Annotated in this window: 14 protein-coding genes, 1 tRNA gene and 1 pseudogene; 1 reads left to right on the forward strand and 15 read right to left on the reverse strand. The window is 72.1% G+C overall.

Features of this window, described 5'->3' with window-relative positions; all coding sequences use genetic code 11:
* Positions 1-59 precede the first annotated feature (59 nt).
* The 3 genes from ACFWU6_RS16825 to ACFWU6_RS16835 form a co-directional block, all read right to left on the reverse strand.
* Positions 60-449, reverse strand: a complete 390-nt coding sequence (locus ACFWU6_RS16825) for a type II toxin-antitoxin system death-on-curing family toxin (RefSeq protein WP_383805813.1) — start codon at positions 447-449, stop codon at positions 60-62.
* A 152-nt stretch (positions 450-601) separates the two neighbouring features.
* Positions 602-802 carry a hypothetical protein gene (locus ACFWU6_RS16830; protein WP_383805750.1) on the reverse strand — a complete coding sequence of 67 codons (201 nt, stop codon included), beginning with the start codon at positions 800-802 and terminating at the stop codon, positions 602-604.
* Between the two features lie 167 nt (positions 803-969).
* On the reverse strand, positions 970-2,424 hold the full coding sequence (locus tag ACFWU6_RS16835) for an MFS transporter (protein WP_383805752.1): 1,455 nt from the start codon (positions 2,422-2,424) through the stop codon (positions 970-972).
* Between the two features lie 181 nt (positions 2,425-2,605).
* Between ACFWU6_RS16835 and ACFWU6_RS16840 the strand changes: the two genes are divergently transcribed.
* A tRNA-Cys gene (locus tag ACFWU6_RS16840) sits at positions 2,606-2,677 on the forward strand.
* A 182-nt stretch (positions 2,678-2,859) separates the two neighbouring features.
* Here the strand turns inward: ACFWU6_RS16840 and ACFWU6_RS16845 are convergent.
* From ACFWU6_RS16845 to ACFWU6_RS16900, 12 genes and pseudogenes are all read right to left on the reverse strand, one after another.
* On the reverse strand, positions 2,860-3,225 hold the full coding sequence (locus tag ACFWU6_RS16845) for a hypothetical protein (protein WP_383805754.1): 366 nt from the start codon (positions 3,223-3,225) through the stop codon (positions 2,860-2,862).
* Positions 3,222-3,542, reverse strand: coding sequence for a hypothetical protein (locus ACFWU6_RS16850; protein ID WP_383805756.1), 321 nt, complete (start codon positions 3,540-3,542; stop codon positions 3,222-3,224). Before ACFWU6_RS16850 ends, ACFWU6_RS16845 begins: the two co-directional genes overlap by 4 nt.
* Positions 3,543-3,756: 214 nt before the next feature.
* Positions 3,757-3,986: pseudogene (locus ACFWU6_RS16855) on the reverse strand (site-specific integrase); the annotation flags it as partial.
* Positions 3,987-4,204: 218 nt separating this feature from the next.
* On the reverse strand, positions 4,205-4,915 hold the full coding sequence (locus tag ACFWU6_RS16860) for a hypothetical protein (RefSeq protein WP_383981688.1): 711 nt from the start codon (positions 4,913-4,915) through the stop codon (positions 4,205-4,207).
* A 185-nt stretch (positions 4,916-5,100) separates the two neighbouring features.
* Complete coding sequence (locus tag ACFWU6_RS16865; RefSeq protein WP_383981690.1) at positions 5,101-5,745, reverse strand: hypothetical protein; 645 nt, start codon at positions 5,743-5,745, stop codon at positions 5,101-5,103.
* Positions 5,746-5,785: 40 nt separating this feature from the next.
* Positions 5,786-8,113, reverse strand: coding sequence for a hypothetical protein (locus ACFWU6_RS16870; RefSeq protein WP_383981692.1), 2,328 nt, complete (start codon positions 8,111-8,113; stop codon positions 5,786-5,788).
* Positions 8,114-8,122: 9 nt separating this feature from the next.
* On the reverse strand, positions 8,123-8,548 hold the full coding sequence (locus tag ACFWU6_RS16875) for a hypothetical protein (protein WP_383805760.1): 426 nt from the start codon (positions 8,546-8,548) through the stop codon (positions 8,123-8,125).
* An 87-nt stretch (positions 8,549-8,635) separates the two neighbouring features.
* Entirely contained in the window at positions 8,636-9,811 is a 1,176-nt protein-coding gene (gene mycP / locus ACFWU6_RS16880; protein WP_383981694.1) for a type VII secretion-associated serine protease mycosin, read from the reverse strand.
* A 27-nt stretch (positions 9,812-9,838) separates the two neighbouring features.
* Complete coding sequence (locus ACFWU6_RS16885; RefSeq protein WP_383981696.1) at positions 9,839-11,329, reverse strand: WXG100 family type VII secretion target; 1,491 nt, start codon at positions 11,327-11,329, stop codon at positions 9,839-9,841.
* Positions 11,329-11,829 (reverse strand): hypothetical protein, encoded by a 501-nt coding sequence (locus tag ACFWU6_RS16890; RefSeq protein ID WP_383805765.1) that lies wholly within the window; start codon positions 11,827-11,829, stop codon positions 11,329-11,331. Before ACFWU6_RS16890 ends, ACFWU6_RS16885 begins: the two co-directional genes overlap by 1 nt.
* 203 nt (positions 11,830-12,032) lie before the next feature.
* Positions 12,033-14,324 carry a xanthine dehydrogenase family protein molybdopterin-binding subunit gene (locus tag ACFWU6_RS16895; RefSeq protein ID WP_383981730.1) on the reverse strand — a complete coding sequence of 764 codons (2,292 nt, stop codon included), beginning with the start codon at positions 14,322-14,324 and terminating at the stop codon, positions 12,033-12,035.
* Positions 14,325-14,368: 44 nt separating this feature from the next.
* Positions 14,369-16,831 (reverse strand): 2Fe-2S iron-sulfur cluster-binding protein, encoded by a 2,463-nt coding sequence (locus tag ACFWU6_RS16900; RefSeq protein WP_383981698.1) that lies wholly within the window; start codon positions 16,829-16,831, stop codon positions 14,369-14,371.
* Between the last annotated feature and the right edge of the window lie 3 nt (positions 16,832-16,834).

The following is a 16,834-nucleotide window of genomic DNA, read 5'->3' on the forward strand; positions in this document are numbered from 1 at the left end:
GGCCCGGGCCCGCCCCTCGCGGAGGGACAGGCCCGTGACCTCGGGCGGTGCGGCGAGCGTCACATCCGTCGCGGGCGCGCATCCCATCCGGACATCCCGCGCAGGCGCTGCGCGATCCGCCCGATGTCGGACTCGTTCCCGGCGGCCACGTCGATGACCAGGCCGTACGCGAGTTCCTGGTCGACGGCCCCGAGGTCGATGCCGTTCACGGCGAGGAAGGTCGCGGCGGCGAGCCAGGCGGTGCGCTTGTTCCCGTCGACGAGGGGATGGTTCACCGCGATGCCGTGGAGCAGCGCGGCGGCCTGCTCGTACGGGTCCGCGTAGGCCGGCGTCCCGAACATCCGCGCCCGGGGCCGGTGCACGGCGGACTCCAGCAGCCCGGACGCGCGCAGCTCGACGGACTGCCCCCGGGCGAGGCAGGCACGGCGCGCGAGGTCGAGCACCTCCACGAGCGTGAGGTGCCGCGCGGCGGGCGACGCGGGGGCGGGCGCGGGGCGGGTGGTGGGTGCGGGGGCGGGTCGGGGTTCGGGCGCCGGGGCGAGCGGGCTGGCGGACCCGGGGGCGGATCGGGGCTCGAAGGCGTGGGCGGGGCGGGGGGCGGTCACGAGCCGAGCCGCTTCAGCAGGGCGGAGTGCTGCTGCGCCAGGCGTCCGGCGGCCTCGCCGACCCGGGTGCGCTCGGCCCGCAGGTGGGCGCGTACGGCCTCCAGCGCGACGGCCTCCGGCGTGCTGCCGACGGCATCGGCCAGATCGGCCAGCTCCGCCCGCTCGGCACCGTCCAGTCTGATGATCGTCTCGTCCATTCCGCGACCCTAACCGCCCCGGGCGGGGACGCCCCCTGCTTTTCCGCGGGGGCGGGGCGGGAACGGGCGGGCGGCCGGGGGGCCGGCCGGGGGCTGGGCGGCCGAGGGGCCGGGCGGGCGGCCGGGGTCGCTGTGACACCGGCGGTTCGAACCCGGCAGCGCTCACCTCACCGGTCGTCGTACAGGCGGGTCGCCACCCACGCCCCCACCAGCGCGACGCACGCCATCGGGAGGAAGACCACCACGAAGGCCCCCGGGTGCGAGGGCCCGCCCGCGGCGTCCGCCACGGAGTGCGCGGCGCCCACCGCTCCGCCGCCCAGCGCGGCGAACGCGGCGCCGCCCCCGGCCAGCAGCACCACGTTCGCCAGCGCGTCGGAGATCTGCAGGGCCGCGGAGTTGGCCCCCGCCTCCTCCGGCGCCGACAGCTTCAGCAGCAGCACGCTCGTCGAGCCGATCACCAGGCCCATCCCCAGGCAGCCCACCGCCCAGGCCAGGGCCAGGGTCCAGACCGGCACGGACTGGACCAGTACCGCCGGGGCGGCCGCGATGGCCACCGCCACCATGATCATCCCGCCGACCATCAGCCGTTCCCGGTACGGCTCCGCACCCCTCTTCGACTGCACCCACGAGCCGCCCGCCCAGGTCAGCCCGCCCAGCGCGAGCGAGAAGCCGGCCATCGTCGGGCTGAGCCCCCGCTGCGTGACCAGCATCAGCGGCACGAAGCTCTCCGCCGCGATGAACGACCCGGCCGCCACCCCGCGCAGCAGCACCACCGACGGCAGCCCGCGCCGCGCCCGGTACGTACCGCGCGGCAGCAGCCCCCGCACGGCCGGCACCAGCAGCGCCGCGCCCGCGGCTGCCGGGAGCAGGGACGGCCACCGCAGGTCCTGGGCGGCGTACTGGAGCAGCCCCGCGCCGGCCGAGATGCCGAAGGCCAGCCGAATCCGGCGCCGGTCGAAGGCCGCGGGCCGCCCGCCGGTGTCGACGGGGCCGGAGGCGGTCCGCCGTATGGCGGGCAGGGCGACCACCAGCGGTACCACCACCAGGGCCGGTATCCCGAGGAACACCCACCGCCACCCGAGGTGCTCGGTCACCGTCCCGGAGGCCAGCGGCCCCACGATGGAGGGCACCACCCAGCTCGCGGCGAAGGCCGCCATGATCGCGGGGCGCAGCCGCTCCTCGTAGGCCCGGCTGACGACCACGTAGAGCGCGACGATCACCAGCCCGCCGCCGAAGCCCTGCACGGCCCGGCCGAGCACGAACACCCACATGGCCCCGGCCGTGCCGGAGAGGACGAGCCCGGCGGCGAAGGCCCCGATGCCGACGGTGAGGGGCCGCAGCGGCCCCTGGCGGTCGGCCCACTGGCCGGACAGGACCATGCCGAAGAGGCTCGTCGTGAAGTAGGCGGAGAAGGCGAAGGCGTAGAGCCCGATTCCCTCCAGCTCGCGGGCGGCCACGGGCATGGCCGTGCCGACGGCGGTGGCCTCGAACGCGATCAGGAAGACGACGGAGATGATCCCGATGCTGAGCGTCCGGTACGCGGCCCCCATGACTCCGCCCGGCGGCGGCGCGGCCGGGGCCGGGGCGGCTGTCTGGGTCGCGCGGGGTTCAAGGGCACTCATCGCCCCAGAGTAAGGTGCGTAGCCATCGTTCGACCCTGTCCATCCGACGGTTCCGGGCCTCCGCCCGGAGACCCGCGCCGTCGGGCACTGTGAACGCGGCATGGCAGTCGTGTTGCGGCCCCGGCGGGGGCCTTCCGCCACCCCGCGGGCCCCCGTACGGTCGTACCCATCACCACCTCACAGCCGTGTGCCCGAGTGGTTGAGGGACTCGCCTGCAAAGCGAGTTACACCGGTTCGATTCCGGTCACGGCTTCTGGATGCCCGGACAGGCAAAACGAGTGGGTGGCGCCCCGTAACGGGTACCACCCACTCGCCATTCGTCTCGGTTCTCGTCTCGCTTACGCCGCCTGGCATCCGACGCAACAAGACGGAGACCTCACCCGGGGCGCCCAGGATCGCGAGCCGCTCCTACAGAGACTCAGCCGGCCTTGAATCTCAAATGCTCAGGTCCCCGATGCGGTACGTCAGCGTGTAGCTCCCGCCGACGCCGCCGGCGAAGTTTTTCGAGTGTTCTCCGTTTGGCTCAAAGCGGGATACGTCCACAAATCCGAGCGAGTCGGAACCCAGCGGACTCTCGTCATCCCGCAGGCTGATCCTCTTGCTTTCATCTCCACCGAAGGGGAAGAGGGTATCGAACCCTACTTCGGTAGCCTGCACCATGGAGAAGATGCCCGAAGGCGGCCAGAACTTTGTTCCGTTGTGGAACATGAAAAGCTCGTCGACGTCGTCGTCGTCGGTGTCATTACACCGGAGCCTCGTGAGTTTCACGACCCTTTCGGCCACGATCGTCACCTCCCTCATTCGACAACCTTTACTCGGTAGGTCAGGACGTAGTGGAAGTCATCCCCAGTGATATCGAACCGCTCGGGACCGTTAGTGTCACCCTCAGAAATAATGACTCCACCAAGGTCGTCATCGGTTCCTAGATCCTCCTGATCGAGTAGGACAACGGTGACTTCACCCTTGAAGGCGAAGTTGACACCGAGTGGAACCTCTAGACCTGCACCGATGGAGAAGAATCCAGAGAAAGGCCAGATCTGCATACCGTTGGCCTGGATCATTATCTCGTCGATGTTGGAATCTTGAGGGTCCTCGCAGCGCAGTTTATCCATCGTCAAGACGGCGACCAATCCCCTCGCCTTCCTCCGTTATCTACTACACCCCTCTTCTTTCAGGAGACCACCGCCCGGCGATTTACGCAACTGCCACAAGGCGTACTTGTAATACGATTCAATAATTGCTTCATAAAAAGCTGGAGGGCCGTACCACCGCCCTCTCATGGAGCGCTGCATCGACCCCGTAAGCGCCTCTCTCGCGTAGGCCCCCGGGCACGGGTGCCCCGGGCTCCAGCGGAACCGTCGCGGCCGTGTGGCGTGCATCGTGTCGCCCGTCCCGCACGTGCGCCTCGGCCAGAAGAGCCTTTTACTCTGCCCAGTCACGGCGGTGGGAGTGGCTGCGCCCGTGCTCGTCGGGGAACACCCACTCCCCTTCTGCCCAGCGCTTCCCAACCGCTGCCGCTCCGCGTCCTGGGCCTTGCGGTGGGCGCGCAGTACGGGGATCACGGTCGAGATGGACGGCACCGTAGGGCTCTACACCGACCCTCAGCACGTGCACACGTGGTCCTGTCCCCGCGCGAACGCGGCGAACCACTTCAGTTCCCGCTGGGACATATCTGCGAAGCGAGTTACGCCGGTTCGATTCCGGTCACGGCTTCGCGGCGCGGCCGCCCGGGGACAGACGCTCCCCTGGGCGGCCTTCGCCGTGCCCGGCCCGCCTGGGGTCAGGGGCCCACGCTCGTGCCCGGCTTCGGCAGGTTCTGCGCCTGTTCGGGAAGGCCGGCGTTGTTCGCGCAGCCGAGGTCCCTCGCCACGGACAGCGCCGCCGAGTGGATGACGGTCAGCTGGTCCTGTCCGGGACCGGCTTCGCCCTCGTTCCCGCCGCCTTGTGCGTGGACCAACACTCGGATCTGCAGCGGGACGGCCTGGGTGGAGCCGACGCGGGGGCTGACGCAGTCGTACGTGAGGTAGAGCTGCTTCGACTCCGTCCAAACCCGCGGGTCGCGGGCGCCCACGCCCGGAAGGTCGGCCGGGTCCGCGGCGTTCTTGCTGAAGGCGGTGAAGCGCACCCGCGCCGTCGCGAAGCGGGACCCTTTCGGCTCTCCCGCGACCTCGCAGGTCGCTTCGGGCATGTCCCGAACCCTGGCACCGGCCCGATAGGCGTCTTCCATCGCCTGAGCGACCGCCCGCACACCTGGATTCTTCTGCGCGTCGCGGATCCTGAACTCCGTGGATCCAAGGACGCGCTCCAGGGCCTCGCCCCCCGCGGCGGGAAAGAGGCCGGTGCAGACCTGGGCTACCGGAACCTTCTGCGGCTCCGCGGCCGGCGCCGGCTGCTCCGATCCCCCCGTGGAACAGCCCGCGGCCACCGTGCCGAGGACCACCAGGGTGACGGCCGGCCCCCACAGCGGGCTCGACATCCGATCGCGGTTCACTTGACCCCCTTCGTCTGCGATTCATGGCCCCGCTGGCGGGCCACAGAATTGCCGGACTCGTACCCGATCCGCATCGACTCGGCGAAGTCGTTGCCGAACTCGCTGGACGCCGACCTCCCGACGGGGCCGGCCCAGGGCCGCCGGACGGACCGTACACGCTCCGACCGATCCGCGATCGGCGCGGCTCAGCCCGTCGTCGGGGTCCTCTGCACGGTCAGCCGATCCGGTACGCCACCGTTGTCCTCGCAGCCCAGTGCCTCGACCAGCGGGAGCGCAGCCGCGTGGGCGAGCGCGAGGTTGGCCTCGCGGTACTTGGCGTCATCTCCTCGGGGGAAATCCCGGTTCCAGGCCCGCACCGCCACGACGGCCGGCGAGGCTCCGTCCGCACCCTGCAACCGGGGGCTGACGCAGTCGATGTACACGACCGCCTTGCTCGCGTCGGCCCACGCTCCGCGAGCCAGCGCGTACCGCGCGGCCCCCGGGCCGGTCTGCGCGGCGTCCGCGACACCGGGCCGTACCCGCTCGGCCGTCACGGTCAGGTCGGCGACGCCCGCCTCCGTGCCCTTCCGTACGGAGCAGATGCGGTGCTCCCGCCACGCACCGTCGTCCATCGGCTCCGCGGCCAGCTTCCCCGCGGCGTCCTTCGCACTCTCCCCGTCCGTCGACGGGGCGAAGGCCTCGGCTCCCGACGCCACCCGGAGCGCTGCGCCACCGTCTCCGCGGAACAGCCCGTGGCACGCCTCCGCGGCGGCCACGGGCACCTCGGCCTTCCCCTCGCCGTCTCCCCCGCCCCCGCCCCCGCAGCCGACGAGCAGGAGCGCTGCTGCCACCCCCACGATTGCCGCTCCCCGCTGCGCGGGGCCCCTCTTCTCACTGCGGGTCATGGCCCTGCTGGTCCTCTCGGTCGGCGCCCGTCCCGTAGCCGATCAGAGCGGCCTGGCGCAGGTCCTCGGCGAAGGCCGAATCGCTCTCACGCACGTTGTGCTGGTTGATGAAGGACCTTGAGGGCCCCTGCATCGTCTCCTCGCCCGCGCGGTAGATCTCGCTCTTCTGCTCCCGCAATTCCTTCTTCGAGTCGTCCTCGTGCTTCTTCTGCTCCGCCTCCGACCAATCCCCCACCACCTGGCCGGCCATCTGCTCCAGCGCACCGCTGCCGACGTCCACGGCAAGCGGGACCATGATGGCTGCGGCGCCCACGGCAGCCGTCGCCGGGAGGAATGCCACTCCGGCAGCGATCGCCGCACCGGTGCCGAACTCGATCCACGCGCTGCGCTTCTCCAGCGCCTTGTTGTACTCCTCGTCTTTCGCCACGTGGTGCTCTTGCACTTGGTCGGCGCGGGACTTGTCAAGCATGCCCTGCACTTCCGCGCCCACCCGGACGGTCTCCCGCGCAGCTCCCTTATCGATCTGCCCGTCGGGTCCGACCTGGGCCTCCAGGACTGACGTCGAGTAGACCCGTTCGGCAGTGGACACCGTGGCGTAGGCGTCAGGGTGCTGACCCAGTGCGCTCAGGAGCTTGCGGACCTCGTCCCGTTCGAGAGTCACGTGCCCGGTCGAACTCTTGGGCTCGAATGGGGTGTTCGGGTCGTTCTCTGTCAGGGCACGGTTAACGTCGTCAATGTATCCGGCGGTCATGTTGCCCACGCTGTCGGCCAACGATTCGTGCGCCTTGAGCAGGCCGGCGTCGCTTCCGTACTTGGCGACGACCTCCTTCATGATGCTCGCCGAGGTGTCGTCCCGCTCCAGCGTCGGCGACGGATCGTCCCACGCGTGGCCCAGCGTCGCGGCCTCCAGGGCGTGCCCCAGCGCGTCCGGCATGTACTGCTGGACCTTCTTCAGATCGTCGGGGTTGGTCCCCTCCATGTCGATCGTGAAGTCGTACTTCTCGTTGCCGAAGAAGTCGAGGTAGCTCGTGATCGGTTTCTTGTCCGCGCCCTTGCCGAGGTCGGCCGCACCGGATTTTTCCGTCCCATCCTGGTTGTACGCGTGCGGCGCGCGGTCGGGGTCGAAGAACTGCCGCGCGGCCTCCGGGCTGTGGCCCATCGCTTCCAGGAAGCTGACCACCGGGTCGTAGCCGGCGCCGTTGACCCCGGACGGGTTGAGCATGTTCTTGCCGTACCCGTTCAGGTGCCGGGTCCCGTTGAAGAAGTCCGGGTCCTTCGCGTGGATCTGGGTGGCGTGCTCGGCGATCGGCACCAGGAACCTGGGGTCGTAGTTGCCGTGCCGCATGATGCCGCCGAGCAGCTGGTATCCGTACGGCGGGTTCTGGTCGTATCTCACCAGCGGGATGTGCTGGGTGCCGAGTTTGCGCAGCTCCTGCGCGAAGCTGTCGGGAAGGTGCGGTTCGGTCTTGGAGTTCGTGGCCGTGGCAAGGTTGAGACCAAGGTTCTTTTGGAGTTCCTGGACGTCTTTCAGCCGCTGCTCGTCCAGCTTCGAGTAGTCGTACGTGTCCGTCGACATGTGACCGAAGAATTCGAGGGCGCCCTTGGGGCCGAGTGTCTCGTAGAAGTTCTTCGAGAACTCCGGGACCTTCGCGTTGTCCGCGAGCAACTCGTTGAGCTCCACGAGCTCGTCGTGGCTGAGCCCGCGTCCCTTCTTGGCCAGACCTGCGGCGCGGCCGGCCTGTTCGGCGTCGAGGCCGGCATATGTGGGTCCGCTGAAGTCGCGCGTGTCGGTGACGTTGGCGCCGAGCAGGCGGGACAGGGACTGGTCGACGTCGTCACAGTTCTCGACGATGGCGTCGATTTTCTGTTGCCACAGACCCCGGTTCTCCCGCAGGGACTGCTGGTAGTCGGGGTCATGGCGCGCCGCGTTCCGCTCCCCCTCCGTCTTCGCCGGTACGGCGGACACCCGCCCGGAGGCGTCGACCTGGAATCCGGCCGCGGGCGCCTCCTCGGTCGCGATCTTCTTCAGTTGCTCCTTGGAGGACTTGAAGACGGCGAGACCCTCGGTCAGGGCCTTGTGGACGCCCTTGGCCTCCTTGGCCGCGTCCTCGAACTCCTTCGCCGTCTTGGCGACGAACTCCCGCGCCACCCCGGCCGTGACCCCGCTCCACTGGGCCTTGTCGGCCTTCGCCTTCATGCCGTCACGGGCCGCCCGGGCCATCTCGTCGAGCTTGCCGGCCATCGCCTGCCAGTCGGTCGCGGCCGTCTGCAGCTTGTCGACCGGCGCGTTGATCACGTTTTCGTACGTCAGCATGCCGGCGCCCTACTTGAGGTACTCGTTGAGCGCGGACGAGGTGAAGTCGGCGTGGAGCTGCTGCTCGTCCTTGGCGTGGGAGGAGAGAGAGTAGTTCAGGCCGTTGGAGATGTTCGCGCAGGCCGCCACGAGGGTCTTCACCTGGCTCTCCCACGTGGTCTGGGCCTTGGACAGCGCTGCCCCGCTCGCGAAGTTCTCCTTCGTCAGCGCGCCGGCCGCCTCGGTGGTGGCGGTGGCCGCGTGCTTGCCGTCGGTCTGGAGGCGGGAGTGGAGTTTGTAGGCCTCGGTGCCGATGGCGCCGATGTGGTCCTGGTTGACTTCGAGGTCGCTTGCGCCACCGCCGCCACCGGGCTCGGGAGCCAGCTGGTTGAGCCGCATGGCGACACTGGCGGTGGCCGTGGCGCGCGCCGCCGACCATTCCTCGTCGAACGACATCGCGTGAACTCCCTCTTTGGATCAGGTCGGATCAGAATCGGATGGGATGGGGTGGGGTGGGGTGGGGTGGGATTGGGTCCGATGCGATCAGCGGTTGGAACGGCGTACGACGACGGCGGTGACGGCTCCGCCGATCAGCAGGCAGGCTCCCAGCCCGATGCCGAGCCAGGGCAGGAGCCCGCTGCCTTCTTCCGCCTTCTGGGCTTCCCCGGCCTGCGGCACGGGCGACTGCGACGCCGTGCCGCCGCCCGAGGGCTCCGGGGACGTGGCCGCCGCGTCGGCGGCGGCGAGGTCGGGCAGCGGAAACACGTCGGCGGGACCGGGGTCGCCGGGGGTGGGCAGCGCGATGCGGGGGCGGACGACGCCGTAGCCGACGTAGTCGTTGCGCTCGGAGCCGTCGACGGGCCCGCCGGCGGTGTTCAGCAGGACACGGAGGATCTGGTTGTTGGTCCAGTCGGGGTGGGCGGACCAGAGGAGGGCGGCGGAGGCGGAGGCGAGGGCGGAGGCGTCACTGGTGCCGTGGCTCTTGCAGACCCCCGTCGCACCGCCACAGGCGGAGAAGATGTCGATGCCCGGGGCTGCCATGTCCACCTGCGGACCGTGCTGCGATTCCTTGGTTGGCTCACCGTCGGCACCGACGGCCCCGACACCTACCACCCCAGGCGTTGCACCCGGGTATTCAACTTCGTTAGTCGTGTCCCCCGAGTTGCCGACGGCAGCGAAGACTAGCTTCCCTTTCGAAAGCGCATACTTCACGGCTTCGGCACGCGCGCGGTCGCCCTCTGGCTTACTGACGGTACCGAGAGAAAGGTTGATGATCCTGGCATTTGAGTCTGCGGCATACCGGATGGCTGCAGCCCACGATGGGGTCGTAATCGGCTGATCTTCAGAGACGCGGATGGGAAGGATCTTGGCACCCGGTGCAAGCCCGTACGCGCCATCACCTGTCGGATGCTTTCCAGTACCGGCAATGATTGCCGCCATCGTGGTTCCGTGCCCTCCCGATCCGCCAAACTCGTCGCCCTCGAGCGATGCGGCGAAACTCTTGCCGGGCACAAACTGGCCTTCCAGTTCAGGGAGAACCTTGAACCCGCTGTCGATGACAGCGACGATGACTCCTTTGCCTGTGCTCCTCTTCCAGATGTCGTCTGCCTTCATGGCGTCGAGATGCCATTGCTGCGATCGAATGCTCGCCGCGTGGGCCGGGGTCGCGGCGACTCCGGCCAGCAGCAGGCCCGTAAGGGCCGCGGTCGCCTTGCGCATGTGCATCCCGTGCCACGTCCGTTCTGCTCAGTCGATCACAGGCGGGACAACGCGACGGTTGCCCTGCCAGGTCTCTTCGTCTTCGGCCAGGTAGTCGGGGCGTTCGCCGCCTTGGCCGTCGCGCCGCCTGCCGGGTGTACGTGCACCGACGCCGCCCGCATGACCCGCGCCCCCGATCCCGGCAACGTTGTTGCGGACCGGCCCGGAGCCACCCTGCGTAAAGGGCTGCCCGCCCGTGACGGGACGGGCACCCGTGCCGGCCTGCCGACCTCCGACGACGCCTCCCGATTCCATCGCGAGACGGCGTCCTGCCGCCGTTCCCGCCGCTCCACCGTGCGGCCCGCCGACACCGCCGCCCGTGCCTCCACCCATGCCCATACCACGGCCGACCTGCGATCCTTCTGCGCCGATGACCGTGCCGCGCGGGATACCGGCGTGCGGACCACCGGAAGCAACCGGTCGTCCACCCACGATGCCGCTGTCACGCGGGGGCAGCCCCGTGAAGCCACCGACCCCACCGGCTTTGCCGCCGAGGCCGCCGGGACCATTGGTCCCCGGGACAGGACCGATGCCACCGGGGCCCGTCCTGCCGCCGATCGGCGGCAGGGGCTGCAGGGGCGGTGGCGGCAGGAACCCGCCAGGAACGATATGACCGCCACCCGGACCGGTGGGAATCGTGCCCGGTGTGGTCGTCGCCCCGTGAAGGGCGGTGGGCGGCAGCGTGGCGACATGGTCGAGGTCCATGCTCACCTCACGGTCCGGAATGCCCGGCAGTGGAGTGGATGTCGCCCCGGTCGTCGGCGGCAAGGTGCCACCGGCGTGCGGTTGCTGCCCCGGGAGGAAGGGGGAGTCACTTGACGGCGTCAAACCGGAGGCGCCGGACGACCCGTACGGCGCTCCAAGCGATCCGGAGTCGTCAACGGAGCGTCCACCGCCGCCGGACCGTGTTACGTCATGCTCTCCGCTACGGTCTGGAGGCACGAGCACCGGCGGCGGCGGCGGGAACGTCGGGATTTCTGCCCTGTTCATCTGCGTCGTCGACATCTCGTACGACTGCGACAGGCTCCGCAGCGCGTCCACCGCCCGCGCATGGTCCCCGCTCAGCCTCGAATGCGCCTCCTGGCCCAGCTGGCGGGCGTCCGGGTCGTTGCGGTACTCGTGCGACGTCGCCAGGTCGTCCTTCAGCTTGGCCTCGGCCGCCGCGCTGTACGCCGGCATGTTGTTCCTGGCCTCGACCATGGTCTGCGCGGCCAGCGTCATCCAGTGGCCGCCCGTGGCGCTGAAGTCGCTCAGGACCAGCGTCGCGCTGCCGGCCTTGTTCACCCATTCCTGGAAGGCCACCGCCGCCTCGCCGTCCCAGCCCTCGACCTTGTGGTCCTTGAGCTTCTGGCCGATCTCCTTGATGGCCTTCGCCGCCTCCGTCAGCTGCGTGGCGCGGGTCCTCACCGCCTCCGGGCTGAGCGACGCGATCATCGCGTGCAGCTGGGCGTGCGTGCATCCCTCGAAATCCGTGGCCATCAGACCTCACCGCCCCGCTGCGCGCCGGGCTCGCCCGCGTGCGTCGCGTCCGCCGGCTTCTTCGCGTACGGGTCGCGGTCCGGGACGTACTGCTCCTGCGCCTGCTTGGCGATCAGCACCATGCGGCGCTGCGTCTCCAGGTCCACGTCGCCGTACCCCTTGCCCGCCGACAGGATCGCGATCCCCAGGGCCTCGATCTGCCCCGCCAGGCCCCTCGACAGCTTCTGCAGCTCCGTGTGGACCGTGTTGTACGACGTGAACAGCGCGTCCGCCTCCGCGAAGCCCGTGCCCAGCGTGCCCTTCGGCAGGGTGCCGTCCGCCAGCTTCCCGTGGTCCGCCGGGGATTCCTCCAGGGACTTCAGGAGGTCGTCCACCATGGTCTTGTACTCCTTCAGCGAGTCGTACTCGACCGCCAGGGCAGCCGCCTGCGCCCTGATCGCGTCCGCCACGCCCGCTCCGAAGCCCACTCCGAACAGGCCCGCCCCGTTGTCCTCTGCCACGCTGGCCGTCTCCGTCTCCCCGTAGGCGCGGCGTCGCCGCCGTGCCCCGTCCCCGTTGGTCGCGCCGTTCGCACGCGCATGCCGGTCGCACGCGCACGCACATGCGCCTGCGCACGCGCGCGTCGGCACTCTCGGCGATCACTCTAGCGACCGGCGCGGACAGCCCCAACCCTCGGGTTGCAGCTGCAATGCGGTTCAGGTGCTCACGAGTTGGGCGCGGCGACCGCCGCCGACGGGCGGATCGGGAGCCGGTTGACCGGGCGCCCCGTGGCCGCCCGCACCGCCGAGGCGACCGCCGCCGGGGTCGTCACCACCGGGACCGCGCTCGCCGCCTTCGCCCCGAACGGGGCCACCACGTCGCGCTCCTCCACGAGCTTGACGATGCGCACCGCCGGGGCGTCCAAGGCGGTCGGCAGGGCGTACCCCGTCAGGTCCGGGTGGCGGACCAGGCCCGAGACCGTGCGGAGGTTCTCCGTCAGCGCCGCGCCCACGCCCTGGGTGACGCCCGCCTCGATACGGGCCTCCAGCTGCCGGGGGTTCAGGACGCGGCCCACGTCCTGGGCGACGGCCAGCTCCACCACCCGCACCGAGCCCAGCTCGATGTCCACGTCCACCACCGCGCGGATCGCGCAGAAGGCCAGGCCCACGAAGGCGTCGCCCTGGCCGTCGCCGTCCAGCGGTTCCGTCGGGTGGGGGCGGCACTGGGCCGTGGCCCACAGTTCCTTGCCCGCCATGGCCTCCGGGACCGTCATGGAGAACGCGCCGTCGTACGAGGTGATCCGGCCGTCCGTGATCTGGAGCAGCTCGGTGGACATGCCGAGCTTGTGGGCCATGGGCTGCAGCAGCTGGGTGCGGACCATCTTCGCCGCGCGCTCCACCGCCCCGCCCGAGACCCACGTGTGCCGGCCGTGCGCCGCCGGGCCCGCCGGGGGCTGGTCGGTGTCGACCGGGGCCACCGCCACCTCGTCGACGCCGAGCACCTCCTGGACGATCTGCCGGGCGAGCGTGGCGAAGCCCTGGCCGGTGTCGACCGCCGCGCAGATGACCGTGGCCACGCCGTTGACGACCTTCACGGTGGCCGTGGAGACCTCGTCCGCGCCTTCCGCGCCGAGCATGTGCACCATGCCGACCCCGTACCCGACCCCGCGCCGCACCGCGCCCGGCTCGCCCGCGCCCTCGGGGCCGCCGGGCAGCAGCCACTCGTCCTCCGGGGTGTCCTTCGGGAGCGCGGGAAGCTCGAAGTCGCGTACGGCTCGCAGCAGTTCGGCGACGGGCGCCGGGCAGGTGACCGTCTGGCCCGTGGGCAGGAGGTCGCCGGTGGCCAGTACGTTGCGCATGCGCAGCTCGGCCCCGTCGAGGCCGAGGGCCGCGGCCAGCTTGTCCATCTGGCCCTCGTACGCGGCGCAGACCTGCATCGCGCCCTCGCCCCGCACGTGGCCCGACGGCGGGTTGTTGGTGCGTACGACCCAGCCCTCGACGAAGGCGTGCGGGACGACGTACGGGCCGCACGCGAAGGCCACCGCCGCGGCCAGGGACTCCGAGGAGGAGTCGGCGTACGCGCCCGCGTCCATCAGGATCTGTGCCTCGACCTTGACCAGGCGGCCCTCCGCGTCCGCGTGGTGGCGGTAGCGCAGCAGCGTGGGGTGGCGGTGGGTGTGGCCGAGGAAGGACTCCTCGCGGGTGGCGGCCAGCTTGACCGGGCATCCCGTACGGAGGGCGAGCAGGCCCAGCGGCAGCTGGAAGGCGGCGTCCTCGCGGTCCGCGGTGGCGCCCGGGACCCCGGTGACCACGACGCGCACCCGGTCCGGCTCCAGCCCGAAGCAGGCGGCGGCCAGGTCACGGTCGGAGTGCGGGTCGGTGGAGGCGGTGTACAGCTCCACGCCGCCGTCGGGGCGCGGTACGGCCAGCCCGGCCTCCGCGCCGATGGGCGCGGGATCCTGGCGGCCGATCCGGTAGAGGCCCTCGACGACCACCTCGCCGGTGGCGTCCGGGTCGCCGTAGCGCAGCGGGATGTGCCGGATGAGGTTGCCGTCGGGGTGCAGGGCGGGGGCGCCGAAGGCCTGCTCGGGGTCGGTGACCGCGTCGAGCAGCTCGTACTCGACGGCGATGGCGGCGGCCGCGAGCCGGGCCGTGTCGGGGTGGTCGGCGGCGACGGCGGCGATGGCCTCGCCGTGGTGGCGGACCACGTCGTGCGCGAAGACCGGCCGGTCCGCGACCCGGCGGCCGTGCGTGGTGGCGCCGGGGACGTCGGCGTGGGTGACGACGGCGCGCACGCCGGGCATCTCGGCGGCGGCCGAGGTGTCGATGGACAGGATGCGGGCGTGCGCGTGCGGGGAGCGCAGCACGGCGGCCCACAAGAGGCCCTCGGCCCACAGGTCGGCGGCGTAGGGGAAGGTGCCCTCGGCCTTGGCGCGGGTGTCGGCGGCCGGTACGGAGGCGCCGATTCCGCGCAGCACCTGCTGCTCCGGGGACTCGGCGGCCGTCTGGGCCGTGATCGGGGAGTTGACCGCCGTCGTCGCTGTCGCCGCGTCCTGCCCGCTCACTCCGTGCCTCCGTGGTGGATGCCGCCCTCGCCGGGCGGTGCCTGGTGCGGAATACGCGGCTCCGGGGGGGCCTGCGCTGCCGGGAGCTCGGCGGCGGCCGCCTCGCGCCCCGCCACGACCTCGCGGACGGCGTCGACGACCCCCGCGTAGCCGGAGCAGCGGCAGAGATTGCCGCAGAGCGCCTGGCGGGTCTCCAGCTCGCTGGGGGCGTGGTTGCCCTCCAGCAGGTCATGGATGGTCATGGCCATGCCGGGCACGCAGAATCCGCACTGCACCGCGCCCGACCTGCACAACGCCTGCTGCACGTCCGAGAGTTCCCCGTCCGTCGCGAGTCCCTCGACGGTGCGGACCTCGCTGCCCGCGGCGGTGGCGGCCGGGACCAGGCAGGAGGCGACGAGCCGGCCGTCGACCTGCACGGCGCAGGCGCCGCACTCGCCCTGCGAGCAGCCGTCCTTGGCGCCGGCGAGGCCGAGGCGTTCGCGCAGCACGTAGAGGAGGGACTCGCCGATCCAGGCGCCGGTGACGGGGCGGTCGGCGCCGTTGACGCGCAGGACGTAGGAGGCCGCCGGGTGTTCGTGATGGGCGACGGCCCCGGCGTCCCCGTCGATGTCGTACGTCGGCCCCCCGGCCGGGAGACCCGCGGCGGCGTCCCCGTCCCGGAGCGCGACAGCGGGGTCGGCGGGGTCCGCGTCCGGCACGGGCTCGGACCCGGTGTCCGCGGGGGCCGGGGCGGTCACGGTGAAGCCGTGCCCGTCGGTACCGCCGGGCTCCGCCGCGGGACGGGCCGTCTCCGGGAGGGCGTACCCGTCATCCGGCCCGGACTCCTCCTCGGCCGGCCCGGACTCCGGCGCCCGTCCGGACTCCTCGGCCGGCCCGGACTCCTCGGCCGCCGAGGGCCCGTCCGGCGCGGACTCGAAGCCCGCACCGGACTCGAAGCCCGCACCGCCCGACCGGGAGCCCGCTGCGGACTCCCGGTCGGGCGCCGGTCCGGAGGCCGTGAAGCCTCGCCCGTCGGTGTCATGGCCGGCGTCGGTGCGGTCGGTGCCGTCGGTGCCGTCGGTGCCGTCGGTGCCGGCCGGGCCGGTGTGCGCCGCCCGGCCGGGGTCCGAGGCAACGGCTGCGGCCTCAGCCGCCGGAGCGGGCGCCGGCTCGGGCGCACGGCCGAAGGCGGCGAAGCCGTGCCCGTCGGTGTCCGCGTGGGGAAGGGGCCGGGCGACCGGGGCGATGTGTTCCGGATCGGGGGCGGGCGCCGGGCCGGTCCGTACTCCGCCGAAGAAGTCCAGCCCGTCCGGGGCCGCCGACGGCGCGGCGGCGCCCGCTCCCGGGTGCGGCCGCTCGCCCGCGCCCGGCGTCGCCGCCGGGCCGTGAGCGGCCTCGATGTCGTGCGGGGCCGGGTGCGCCGGCTCGCCCTCGGGGAGCGGGGTGCCCACGCCGGGGCCGCCCAACACCCGCGGACCGCGCCGCAGGGCGCCCGCGCCGGGCCCTTCGGAGGCCCGCCCGGCGGCTGCCGCGGCGGCCGCCACGGCGGCGTCGGTGCCCGGCAGCACGCCGCCGTCCTGCCCGTCGGAGGGCTGCTGGGCCGCGTAGCCGCGCGCGCCCTCGAAGCCGGGGTGGTTCGCCCACGGGGCGGCGGCGCCGCCCGGCAGCGTCGCCGGGGCCCTGCTCCAGTCGGCGTCCAGGCCGCCCTGCCGGAAGTCGCCCGGGTCCGCGAACTGTTCCGGCACGGCCCACTGGCCGGTCGCCGGAGCGGACCCGTCGCCGGCGGCGGCGCCCGTGAGCGCGTCCGCGGCGAATTCTCCGGTGTGGTGGTCCTCCGGCCCCGGCTGCGGGAATCGCCACTCGGCGGTGTCCCCGTGCTGCTGCCGGCGCTCCTCCTGGCCGTGCTGCTGCCGGTGCTCCTCCTGGCGGTGCTCCTCCTGCCAGTGCTGTTCCTGCCAGTGCTGCTCCTCCTGGCGGTGCTGCTCCTGGCGGTGCTGCTCCTGGCGGTGCTGCTCCTGCCGTTCCCGGCGGTGCTGCTCCAGGCGCTGCTGCTCCTCCTGCGCCGGCTCCGCCCCGGCGAACGCCGCGGCCACCGACGCCGGGAGCGGGATCGACGCGGGGATCGGGCCGCCGACGGGGGCGGGGCCCTGGCCGGAGATCCGGCCCGAGGCCGCGCCGGGCGCCGGGTCGGACGGGACCGAACCGCCCGCTTCCGGCCACTGCACCGGAAGCGTCCACGTACCCGTGGCCGCCGGGTCCGTGGTGGCGGAGCCGAGCGGCACGATCATCGGCGGCGGCACGTAGCCGTGGCCGGGCGCCGCGAGCGGCTCCCCCGTGCCGAGGGCGTCCAGCATGTCCTGCGGCAGCTTCACGAAGGCCGTCGCGTCGGAGTCGTACTCGCCGCCGTGCGGCACCGGCTCCCAGCCCCATTCGGGGCTCGCGGGACCCGTGTCGCCCGGGTCCCCAGTCGCTCCGCTCACGTA

This window comes from Streptomyces sp. NPDC058674 (assembly GCF_042716505.1).
Classification (GTDB): domain Bacteria; phylum Actinomycetota; class Actinomycetes; order Streptomycetales; family Streptomycetaceae; genus Streptomyces.